The 11807-nt window shown below is 38.2% G+C and carries 11 protein-coding genes; 4 read left to right on the top strand and 7 right to left on the bottom strand.

The window, feature by feature from the left end:
- Positions 1–259 precede the first annotated feature (259 nt).
- Together JFU24_RS23095 and JFU24_RS23090 are read right to left on the bottom strand one after the other, a co-directional pair.
- Positions 260–3166, bottom strand: coding sequence for a DNA translocase FtsK (locus JFU24_RS23095; protein ID WP_242485389.1), 2907 nt, complete (start codon positions 3164–3166; stop codon positions 260–262).
- Between the two features lie 409 nt (positions 3167–3575).
- Complete coding sequence (locus JFU24_RS23090; protein WP_201250572.1) at positions 3576–4763, bottom strand: amidohydrolase; 1188 nt, start codon at positions 4761–4763, stop codon at positions 3576–3578.
- A gap of 538 nt (positions 4764–5301) precedes the next feature.
- Here JFU24_RS23090 and JFU24_RS23085 point away from each other — a divergent pair.
- The 3 genes from JFU24_RS23085 (at position 5302) to JFU24_RS23075 (ending at position 6939) form a co-directional block, all read left to right on the top strand.
- Entirely contained in the window at positions 5302–5454 is a 153-nt protein-coding gene (locus JFU24_RS23085; protein ID WP_201250571.1) for a hypothetical protein, read from the top strand.
- Positions 5455–5588: 134 nt separating this feature from the next.
- Positions 5589–6122: an SF0329 family protein gene (locus JFU24_RS23080; RefSeq protein ID WP_201250570.1), complete on the top strand. Its 534-nt coding sequence runs from the start codon at positions 5589–5591 to the stop codon at positions 6120–6122.
- Positions 6123–6297: 175 nt separating this feature from the next.
- Positions 6298–6939, top strand: coding sequence for a DUF4272 domain-containing protein (locus JFU24_RS23075; protein ID WP_201250569.1), 642 nt, complete (start codon positions 6298–6300; stop codon positions 6937–6939).
- A 235-nt stretch (positions 6940–7174) separates the two neighbouring features.
- On the opposite strand, the gene JFU24_RS23070 is transcribed toward JFU24_RS23075, so the two are convergent.
- The 3 genes from JFU24_RS23070 to JFU24_RS23060 all read right to left on the bottom strand — a co-directional run bounded on the left by JFU24_RS23070 (position 7175) and on the right by JFU24_RS23060 (position 9405).
- Positions 7175–7981, bottom strand: a complete 807-nt coding sequence (locus JFU24_RS23070; protein WP_242485387.1) for a DUF1444 domain-containing protein — start codon at positions 7979–7981, stop codon at positions 7175–7177.
- A gap of 50 nt (positions 7982–8031) precedes the next feature.
- The gene (locus JFU24_RS23065) at positions 8032–8343 is read right to left on the bottom strand and encodes a thioredoxin family protein (protein WP_053347331.1); all 312 of its coding nucleotides are present in this window, start codon (positions 8341–8343) and stop codon (positions 8032–8034) included.
- Positions 8344–8835: 492 nt separating this feature from the next.
- Positions 8836–9405: a hypothetical protein gene (locus JFU24_RS23060; protein ID WP_201250568.1), complete on the bottom strand. Its 570-nt coding sequence runs from the start codon at positions 9403–9405 to the stop codon at positions 8836–8838.
- Positions 9406–9489: 84 nt separating this feature from the next.
- Between JFU24_RS23060 and JFU24_RS23055 the strand changes: the two genes are divergently transcribed.
- Positions 9490–9939, top strand: coding sequence for a YtoQ family protein (locus JFU24_RS23055; protein ID WP_056529456.1), 450 nt, complete (start codon positions 9490–9492; stop codon positions 9937–9939).
- Positions 9940–10137: 198 nt separating this feature from the next.
- Here the strand turns inward: JFU24_RS23055 and JFU24_RS23050 are convergent, their stop codons facing one another.
- Positions 10138–11001 (bottom strand): AraC family transcriptional regulator, encoded by an 864-nt coding sequence (locus JFU24_RS23050; protein ID WP_201250567.1) that lies wholly within the window; start codon positions 10999–11001, stop codon positions 10138–10140.
- A 241-nt stretch (positions 11002–11242) separates the two neighbouring features.
- Positions 11243–11755 carry a DUF84 family protein gene (locus tag JFU24_RS23045; RefSeq protein WP_053347335.1) on the bottom strand — a complete coding sequence of 171 codons (513 nt, stop codon included), beginning with the start codon at positions 11753–11755 and terminating at the stop codon, positions 11243–11245.
- Between the last annotated feature and the right edge of the window lie 52 nt (positions 11756–11807).

Below are 11807 nucleotides of genomic sequence, written 5' to 3'. Positions count from 1 at the left end.
ACCTGTATGACAGTATATGACGTCATCTTTTATTTGTTTTTTCATTACGAGACTTGAAGAAATGCAATTTCTTCATAGGTTTTTTATACTTATATTTTCAATCACTCATCAACAAAAAACTATTATATCACTTTTTTATTCATTCATCCATGTCAAGCAGATACCAAATTATCAAATCATTGGCTATTCCGTCATGAAAGGTGATAACACCGCGTTTTCACCTTTAACATTATATACAATTTCCTTTTAATAGGTTCTCTTAATTCACATGCAAAAATTCAAGTTCTTCCTCTGTGATTAAAACATCACGGGGTCTGCTGCCTCTTGATTCCGAAACAACCCCCTGCTGCTCCATCATTTCTATTAGACGCGCTGCCCGGTTGTAACCCACACGGAAGCGTCTTTGGACACTTGATGCTGATGCAGCCTGCTGACTCACAACAAATTCACATGCCTCAAAGAAAAGCTCATCTGCATCTTCAGTAACCTGTGCCCGATTTAACAAATCTTCTTGCTCAAATAAATACTTCGGCTGCTGCTCTAGTTTCACGTGGTTGACGACTTGATCAATTTCTTCGTCACTTACAAAAGTTCCTTGCAAACGCACCGTTTTTGATGAGCCGTTTTCAGCAAATAACATATCCCCTTTTCCTAACAGCTTTTCTGCCCCTCCGCTATCGATAATCGTGCGTGAGTCGACTTGGGAAGAAACAGAGAACGCGATTCTTGTCGGAATATTTGCCTTGATTAATCCTGTTATGACATCGACTGATGGTCGCTGTGTGGCCACAATTAAATGAATACCACAGGCACGGGCCTTTTGAGCAATGCGACAGATCGCTTCCTCGACATCAGCTGGGGACATCATCATTAAATCCGCCAGCTCATCAATAATCACCAAAATATAAGGAAGCTTGCTTGAATATTGTCCGGCTTTTTCTGCTTGGTCATTAAAGCGGCTAATATCACGGACGCCGGCATGAACAAACAATTCATAACGCCGTTCCATTTCCTCTACCGCCCATTTCAGGGCAGCTGTAGCGGCCTTCACATCAGTAATGACTGGACTGACCAAATGCGGAATCCGGTTATATGGAGCAAGCTCGACCATTTTCGGATCGATTAATAGTAATTTCAACTCCTGAGGCGTCGCTTTATACAGCAAGCTAACCAGCATCGTGTTGATACAGACACTTTTCCCTGATCCGGTTTGTCCGGCAATCAGGCCATGTGGCATTTTTCTTAAATCAGTGATAATCGGCTGACCTGATATATCGAGTCCAAGTGCCACAGCAAGCGGTGATTCATGCTCTTGAAATTCAGTACTTTCCAAAACCTCTCGCAAAAATACCGGCTTACTTTTCCTGTTTGGAATCTCGATACCAATTGTATGCTTACCCGGAATCGGCGCTTCCATCCGCATATCCTGAGCAGCTAGACTTAATTTGATATCATCCATCAGGTTTGTTACTTTATTCACCTTCACACCCGGTTCCGGATGCACCTCGAAACGAGTCACTGCTGGCCCTTGAGTGACATTGACAACTTTTGCCCGGACATTAAAGTTCTTCAGTGTCTCATCTAGTAAAAATGTCTGCTCCTCAAGCCACTCATCATCATGCTCTGCGTAAGTAGGAGGTGTCAGCAAATCAATCTTCGGAAACACATAATAAGGATTGTCGTCCACTTCTATAGACACCAGAGCTTCTGAGATATCCTTCATGCTTCTTCCTTCTACTTCTGTTGCAGCCTCTGTATTCGGTTCTTTTTGCTCAACATTTTCAGTGGTTTTCACTTCCGGCATGAAAGGCGATTCATAGACCCCACTTGATTCCATATTGGATTCACCGGCATTCTCAGGTTCGGCTACCGCTACGGATTCATACTGCGTTTCCCGGAAGCTTATAGATTCTGGCATAACCGGCTTCTCTTCCAACACGACTCGGTCTGCCTCTGTTTTCAATTCATGAATGGATCCGGATTGTACTGCTTGTCCAGACCCTGCTTCATCAGGATTTATTGTAGGTTTCTTTTCAAAAGAAACTACTCCCCTCTCTGAATCAGGGCTTTTTTTTTCCGCTATAATCTTATTTAGGTATTGAGTTTTTTCCCGATCCTGCTTAAGCATCATCACATTAAAAGGAATATGTTTTTTTGGGCGTTTAGGCTGTTCTTCCGTAATAGTCGCCGCTGGTTCGCTTTCTAAATCAATCACTTGACTTTCGACAGGTTTCTCGACATATTCCGGTGTTGGTTGTATAACTTCTTCCTTTGGAGCTACATAAGCTTTGGTCGGTGTCGCTTCCACCTGTTCCATAATCGAAACAGCCACTTCCCGCCCAAAATCACCCTGATCCTGCTCTAAGGCTTTTATTTCTTCCACCTGTTCAGAAATAGGTTCAGAAGGCTCGCTTGCTACTTCCTCAAGGGGTGTTGCAGGTGCGTTTTTACGGAAATAAGCGGGAATCTCCATCTCTTCTTCCCTTTTTTCTTCCACTTGTTCTGGTACAAGAACAGAAGGTTCAATTGTTAATTCCTCATAGGCCACTTCTTTTGTGGTGTTAGAGCTATACGCTGGAACTTCTGGCTCTTCTTTTTTGAGAACAGGTAGCTTGCTTTCTAATTCATACTCGACAATTCGCTCATTAGTGACCATCTTTTTTTCTGGACGACGAAACCCATATATAGGTGAGGGGATTTCCGTCGGACGGAATGGAGTTTTCGATGGAACTATTTTGTTTGTTGATTCACGATCGACGTTTCTATGCTTTGGTTCAGGTCCCCTCACAGGGCTTCTAGTTTTGGTCACTTTTTCCTGTTTAGACTTAGGCTCACGTTCACGCTTAGGCTCACGTTCACGCTCACGCTCTTCCCTCTTTCTTTCCCTAGGCTTTCTTCTATGCTGCTCTTGGTCAGGAATGAGAGGAAACTTAAATTGCCCTTTCGGATATTGAAACAGGATTTTTGTATCCGGATCATTCACCTGGGACATCTTCTCCACTGTTTGATTGTATTCTTTTATATCTTCTTTCCTTGTGTTTGTATGCTTGGAAAAATCCATATTTTTTAATGTTTCTTCATCTAGCGGTTCATCTATAATAATTTCTTCAATCTCAATAATTTCCTCTGCTTGGAACCATTTCTTCATCTTATTTAGCCATTTCAAACCTATCACTCTTTCTACTATCTGTAGTTATGTAACTTATTCTACCAGTTATTTATAAAATATCGAGAGAATTTAAGCTGAATAGGAATTTGTATGTGCTTTTTTTATTTATTTGTACTTACCCTTCGATTTTCGCATAACTCTTATCCTATTAAACCCCTTCTGAAAAGAGTATAAACCTATTCTATATAAAAAAATAACGTTAGCCCTTAGTCTACTATTTAAATAAAACACCGCTGTTAAATGATGTTTACAAAGAGATTAAGTTTTAATACAAACCATATCATTCTTGGTGAATTCTTCTAGTTTTATTAATGTAGCGGCAAGATTCTACAAAACACCGTTCGATTAAACCGAACGGTGTTTTGGGGGTTATATAACTATTTTAGAAAAGTAGGGCTACAGTTGACTAATCTAATTCATAAAAACTACATACAACTTGCGCCACTGATTTGGCCGCAATCAGAAGCGCATCTTCATCGATATCGAATTTAGGATGGTGATTGAAATACACCTTCTCTACCCCTTTTGGTTTACAGCCTATGTAAAAGAAACAACCAGGCGTTTTTTCCGCATAATATGAAAAATCTTCTGATCCTGAGAACATTGGGAATTCTAAGACCTGCTTAATATCTGGGTCATTCATGTTTTGAAGGCTATTTTTCACAAATTCAGTCATTTTAGGATCATTATATAAAGGTGGATAATCCGGCATATATAAAAGCTCACACTGAACATCAAATTCTGTTTCTATCCCTTTAACAATCCGGTGTATTTCATTGTTTATCAGCTGTTCGGTCTCCTCTGTCATATAGCGTACATCCCCTTCAATCTCTATCCGATCTTTTATGACATTAAAGCTTCCTTTTCCATCGAAAGAACCGATAGTGACAACGCCCATATCAAAGGGGTTCAAGCGCCGGCTGATTACGGTTTGAACAGCTGTTACAAAATGGGAACCTGCAACAATAGCATCATTAGCCAAATGTGGGGAAGAACCATGGCCGCCTACACCTTTTATCCCTAACTTGAAATATGTCCTGCCAGCCATCGAATAGCCGCTGCGATACCCCACCTCTCCAGCTGGATGTGATGGGAACAAATGCGTTCCAAAAACAGCGTCTAGATCATCTAGCACCCCTGATTCCACGATGCTTTTCGCACCTCCTGGCGGTACTTCTTCAGCATGTTGATGGATGATTTTAATGGTACCAGAAAGGGAAGACTTAAGCTGAATGAGGCAATCTGCCAAGACTAATAGATAAGCTGTATGTCCATCATGTCCACAAGCATGCATCACACCTTCATTTTTAGACCTAAATGGAACCTCGGTTTCTTCTAAAATAGGCAGCGCATCAAAGTCTGCACGAAGACCTATCGTTTTTCCTGGTTTCCAACCTTCGATTGTTACGATGATTCCTAATCCATTTCCAACATTCGTTTGAATGTCCACATCTTTTCCCTTATAAAAATCAATGATATATTGTGCTGTTTTTTCTTCCTTAAAGGAAAGCTCCGGGTTTTCGTGTAAATAACGACGAATTTGAATCATTTCATTTTTACGCATTTCTAGCATGTTCATTAATTGATTTTTCATAGTTATTGTCCCCCTTTAAATATCGGCTTGATAATTATGTGAAAAGAATATTAATTAAGGAATGTTCCTTTCGTTCAAACATCGGAATGTTAACGAATTTTCTTAAAGAAAACTTATAATAGTTTAAGAACTCTGTGTATAAAACCATAAGAGCAATGATTTTTAATTTTTGGGTTAAACAATTTGTTTTATTCGGTTCATCTTAAATCCGAATAAGTACATCCTGACAGCATAAAAACAAACTACCTTACAGTTTCGCTTTAACTGTTCACACTTCCTTCTTTTGTAATAGAATGATTAAAGTCACTTTTTATCTTTTATCTATAATTACTCTAAACTGATGCTTCTTCTGTTCCTAGCTTGCTTGAAGATTGTCTGGGAAATAATACTGCGAATCTCTGATATAAGTTTGCTTGGTATCAAATTTAAGGGAAATTAAATTAATACTTTACATTTTTAATGTCAAATCCTCAAATCTATTGGCATTTAGCAACTGTGAAAAAATATTTATACGCTTTTGACTTGGGTTGAAGGTGTTTTGTTATGGGATGCAATGGAAAAGCTTACAGAAAAAGAACCGGATGAACTTGTTGAACACGCTGATGATATTTTAAAGAGCATCCATTCTATAGATGTTGATAGACAGATATACCAAGTAAAGATAAAAAAGAAAGAAAACTTTCGAAATTAGAAAGTAAGAAATAATCTAGTTCTTTAAAATAAAGAGCCGACACTATAACAAATAATGAGTTGGCTTTTTCCATTTAATGTACAATCATTGTAGCGAGTATCATTCAACTAAAGGACGGAATATTGGGGGGCAATTTGTTGTATAGTCCAAAATGGAGCAAAGCAAAGAAACGGTTAACGGATTTTCTATGTGAGACATTGCGCTCGAGAGTGGATTTTCAAGTTATCAATTACCGTAAAGCTCATGACCAATTAGGCAGAGCTGTAATTACCGTTGATAAAGTGGAAATATTGAGCATGTGTACAATTACAGCTGCAAGAGAAGAATTTTATAGAGAATGTGACATACGAGATAAATCTAATCAGTATGACTTTGATGATGTACCCAAAAATCGGGCCTTACAAGATCAGGCTCATAAAATACTAAAAGCAGATGGAATTTATGGTCAATATGATTTTTACTTTGCATTAGAGGAATACTTTAACTCACCAATTGAGGAATTATTAAAGTCTTCGGATGTTTTGATTAACATTCTTTGTCTATTAGATCGTCGTATCGGAAAAAGAAAATTACTCAAGATGGAAAAAACTATTTTAAAAGAGCATGAGCTTATTCAATATTTTTATAAACTACGCTGCGATGCAGAAAATATAAAAATTATGATATAGTCCCTTATAATGATTGGTCGTTATAGTTCAAGAAGAATCAAATAACTTTATTTGCTTTGGGAATTGAGCGGGATTATGTATATAGGTAGAAGACAAGCAAGAGCCTGTTTTATAAAACTAACGCAGCAATATTTCTGTAATGAATGAGTATGAGATTACTCTAGTGAGGTGTACAATGAAAAGTTCAACAATTAGAAAGGAACACTCTGAAAATATACTAAGAACATTAAATGTACCCATTAATGTGCATTTACCCTTAGCAGAAAATGAAGATGAGGTTTCACTTAGAACAAAAGAAGAAATTATAAACAGAATAATACCATTATCTATTGTTTCAGCGAAAGCACTGAAGGCTCCAAAGGCAGAAATCAAAAAATTCATCAATAGATATAATGCTAATGAGTTATTTACAGAAGAGGAACAAAAATTTATCTCAACATGGCGACCTAAACAGAATGATTTAATCGCTTATTCCTGGAAATTAGAATGTATATGGGTTCTACTTTGGTCTGTAAATTTAATATCTGAGATAAATACTCCTGCTGATATGTGTGATGTAGATTTGGTGTTTGAAACGGTTTTAAATCATTCGAGACAAGAATTGCTAAATATGGCCACTTTAAAACCAATTAACGTTGTCTTGGATAATCTAGATTTTATTTATCGCGCACATTGGGCTGTAAGAGAAGACCAACTAAATCATTTGGAAATTCCCCCTGCTCTAAACGAAGGTGTAGTTTACGAAAGACATTATGCTCTTAATTGGTTGGTTAATTACATGAATCAAGAATGGGAAGAGATTAGTACAGATACATAAGACTAATTTTTATTCCACCCATCAAAAGAATCTTGGGAAACAGTTGCTGTTTATGTAACTCATGCATCTCTTTCTTTGATGTTTGGGCTGGAAAATTTGGAGAAAATGAAATATAGCGGTAAAAAAATAGCCATAAAACATTATTTCATAAAGCACATAAAAAAATAGGACCCCTGACGAGCTGGAATTTTTCCAAACTTGCAAGGGTCCTTGTATTTTGTGCATTCTGCTTTACTTATTGTTCACGCTTTTTGTTTTTACCCAAAATAAAGATAGGCTCCAGCTCGTCTTCTTCGTACAGGAAGGATAAAGCAGTAATCGGTACGTGGCCACTTGCAAAAAAGCTCATCGCCATTTGTGCGAGCACATCATACCCAGTATTATTCTTCACATCTGCAATGATAATGACATCCTGATGAGGAATCGCCACTGCCATTGTTCCCTGAATTTTGTCCTTCATTTCTCGAAGCCATGATTCATTAAGGATTCTGCTTGCGTCGTAGCCATCATTTGTGTTCAAAAAGTAAAATGTATTATCCGCGACGATATCCGACTTCATTTCTGTTGAGAGGGAACGGACATTGAAACGGGCAATCTCCCGGATTCGGTCCCCCTGCCAATTTTCCCGCTGAATCATTTTTTCATCAATCAAACGGTAGGTTTTGCCTAAGTCCAGTGCATAAAAGACACGTGTTTCGGCCGTATGCTCATCGAATAAAAAAGGGTTTCCTTCTTCCGATTCCATTGGAAAGGACGTCGAACGAATGACTGGGAAAATGAATTTCTCCTTGCCTTCCATGCTGTGTTCTTCCCCCATTACATTCAGACCCTCTTCCACGTAATAGACAACTTCATCGATGGCTTTTTCCTGAACGTTTTCATAATTAGCTAGCACCGGCGGCAATTCGACGGTGATACCTTTACCCGTTTTCACATTCTCCACCCGTAACGTATCTTTCTTGCTATCGAATTTAAACGTGCGATTATCGTCTTTTAAACGTTCTTTTAAGATGTTTTTCAGCTTCGTGCTATCCATTTTCAAGGTTGACCCTCCTCTTCATTGAAAAATCCCCAGCGAGAAGGGGATTTTGATTATAATGCTTGAATGAATTCTTCAATTTGTTCTTGTGTTTTACGATCTTTACTCACGAATCGGCCAAGCTCTTTGCCATTATCATAAGCGATAAAACTTGGTATTCCGAATACATCATTGGCTACACAAACATCGATGTATTTATCACGATCTACATAAATGAACGTAAATTCAGGAAATTTCGCTTCAATCTCCGGCATTATTGGTTCAATCACACGGCAATCTCCACACCATGTCGCTGAAAAAAGAAAAATATGTTTGCCTTCATTTTTTAATACATCATATTGTTCTAAAGTCTGTAAATTTTCCATTTTTATATTCCTCCAGCTCTAAATTATTATCTTAATTTTTTATATTTCCATCATACCAGACTCTGCATAAATCAACCATTAATACGGATTAGGGTTGAATTACTTATTAAAAATATTACTAACTCTTAATAATTCTCCAGCAAATAAAAAAACTGATTACTGAATCACAGAAATTCGAAGAATGTAAATCGATACAAAACCAATCTATCTCCTTTACTAAAACAGCCTCTAAAGACCTTGTCGTATTACCGCAAACATCTCAAAGGTTAAGAAGCTGCGAAACGCATCTAATATCTGAACAATCATCAGAAGCTTCCGAAGAGGTTAGTTCTTCGAGCAAAAATCATATACTAGCCATTACCTAAGTCAACGAAGCTCCTTCCGAACTATGTTTCTTTGCCAATGGTATACAATCGGTCACTAGCCAGTTTCATCTTTATGATAACGAAGCCTAATAAGGGAAAGCCCGGAATGATACTTCCGAGCTGTTCCTTATTTCTGAGGCACTGATGAAACGATTTCCATCATTTGTTTTGCATCGTGTTTTATTTGATCTTTATCGGTTTCAGTTGTCAGCTTGACTCCACCGATTCCTAGCGCAAGCTCATACTTATCTTCCGCTAACTCTTTTATTGTGATAAACCCAAATTTATCATCATTTTGAAAGGAATGCAGCACCAAATATTTATCTCCCTGTTCTTTAATCGCCAGAAATAATACGGAGCTGTCTTCATTTTCATTTGGATTCACAAATAATATATAAGCCTGATTATCACTTTTTAAGATCAAATTATTATCATGTTCTTCTTCTACCTTAAAATCCTCTGGCAGATACACCTGAATGAGACCCGCCTCTATATTTGGCTGTTTCTTATCGTCACGAAATGCCAATTCTGCGACCTTAACTGCTTTATCAGTTTGCCTTTCAATGCCCGAGCAACCAACAACAATTAGACTGCTCATTAACAGGAAAATAAGAATTTTATTAATCGATAGAGCCATCGTCATTCCTCCAGCCTTCTCTTTTCCTAAAGATTGATTACAGAATACACTCTTATGCATACTATTATCCTTATTTATGAAATTCATCCATTTTCTCAAAACATGATACAATGAAATCAATTTATATACCAAGGGGGAACAATTATGAAATTAACTGTTTATCTTGCTGGGGAAATCCATTCAAATTGGAGAAGTGAATTAAGAGATAAGGCAATCGCCTTGAAACTTCCGTTAGAATTTGTCGGACCGATGGAAAACCATGAACGTTCCGACAATATTGGAGAAGAAATTTTAGGAGTACAGCCCACCCCGATTTTGAAGGATGCGGCCGCTTCCCAAATTAACAATTTACGGACAGGTCTCTTGATGAAACAAGCCGACCTTGTCGTCGCACTTTTTGGTGAAAAATATAAACAATGGAATACTGCCATGGATGCCAGCACTGCCATCTCTCTAGGCAAACCGCTTATTTTGATTCGTTCGGAATCCCATCACCATGCTTTAAAAGAAATATCGGAAAAGGCGAGTGTCACAGTCGAAACCGTGAACCAAGCTCTGAAGGTGCTTTCATATATATTTGAAGATGGATTGTGAAATCTTCCATTTGCCTGAGACTATAGTTTTCCGACAATATACACCAAATTATGTAATAGGTACATTAATGAATTTTAAAGTATTAATAAGACGTGGATAATCTAGCCCCAAAGTTCCTTCAAAATAAAAAGCTTGTAGGGAAATTAAATAAACTTTCTCTACAAGCGAAAACAAATATATTAGACCTTACTCTTCTATCTATTTAACAGGAATCCAAATCTCGGAGTAGTAATCAGGGTTTGAAGCATCATCGTCTGTGTATACTTCCATTTCAAAAGTTCCAGCATGTTCATAACCGCTTGTAGGAAACCATTCCGAAAAAATTCGTTTCCAAACTTCTTGAATAGCATCTGGCATTGGTCCGTGAACTTCAAATATAACCCATTTGGAGGCCGGAATTGTTAGGCTTGAATACCCTTCTGGCACTTGAGCGTCATACTCTGTCGCTATCCAATAATCCATAGTCTCATTTTGTTCCAATATTCGTTTGTCAACACATACTCCCAGTAGCCCTTTTATTTGGCCATTGTTCAACTTTCCTAACTGATCGTCGGTTCCATCCGAATTCACTTTGTCCCAAAGCTTTGGAATTCCAATTAAATTTTCTCCATTAACTAATGAAAACTCTCGCTTGATTCCAATTACTTGAAAGGAATCTCTTTCAATAATATTGTATTTCATCGGTATTTCCCCTTTCAGAATTACCTGTATTACCAGGCGTTCATAGAATGTCAGCTTCCCAATATACTTTCGTGCTTCACTTGGAGATACTCCATGCTGCCTTCGAAAAGCCTTTGAAAAAGCCTCGGGAGTGTCATAGCCATACTTGTATGCTAAATCAATAATCTTGCAATTTGTGCGTGATATCTCCTGAGCAGCTAAAGTCAGCCTTCGACGCCGGACATATTCACCAACGGATATGTCCGTTAATATGGTGAACGTCCGTTGAAAATGAAAGGCTGAGGCATTCGCTTGTCTGGAAATACTTTCAATGGTTAGGTCATCTAGTAAATGCTCCTCCATATAGTTGATTGCCTTTTGGATTGATTCAACCCATCCCATACCACTCACTCCTTGTAATCTATTCTAGCAACCCTGTTAACTTAAATCCTGTCAATTTCTGCTTTGTTGTGACTGTCTTCTTTCTTCACCTATCTTTTCAGTCAATCCCTTCAAAGCAATCCTTTGCATTTGGCACATCGATGGTAGTATGGTTAAACCCTATAAAACCAGTGTCTCACTAACTTTTAGTTGGCCTTTCAAAAGGTCAAAATAGTTAAATCAAAAGCCATTGGACAAAATCTCACTTTTGCATTTTTTTCTTATACTCGTGCTGACCTGCTAGCATTCTCATAATATGAAGGAACATTTCAGCTCGGGTGATTTGCTCATTTGTAAACACTCCGATTGCTCCTTCTTTTTTGCTAATATTCGCTTTCTTAGTGAAGTCGTCCATGACCGGACCCAACTCTTCACCATTTAGTAACCGTTCAGCGACAATTTCCGGGAGTGGAATTCTAGCTCCACCGGCGATGTAGATCTCTCCATCCTTCGTAGCCATCGCCCCCCAGTTGCATACGAATAGGCCGTGATTCATCTTTACGACACCGCCTTCAAGACCGATTCCGATTTCGGCATCGCTTTGGCTCAAGCAATTTTGGGCGCGCGTTATCGCTCCATTCATTGTTTCCTCATCAGAAAATGGCTGTTCCGAGACCCCGCTTTCTACTTGAAGTGAAATGATTTCAGCTTCTTCGTAAACGTCGAACACTGCCTTTACTTTCGCCGGATTTTTACTGCCTACTGCTATTTTCAAAATAGTTACCTTCTTTCTATGTAAAAAAAGCTGCTGGAAAAGGATACATGAC

The organism is Peribacillus sp. TH27 (assembly GCF_016650915.1).
Lineage (GTDB): Bacteria > Bacillota > Bacilli > Bacillales > DSM-1321 > Peribacillus > Peribacillus butanolivorans.
This window is presented reverse-complemented; position numbering and strand designations above follow the sequence as displayed.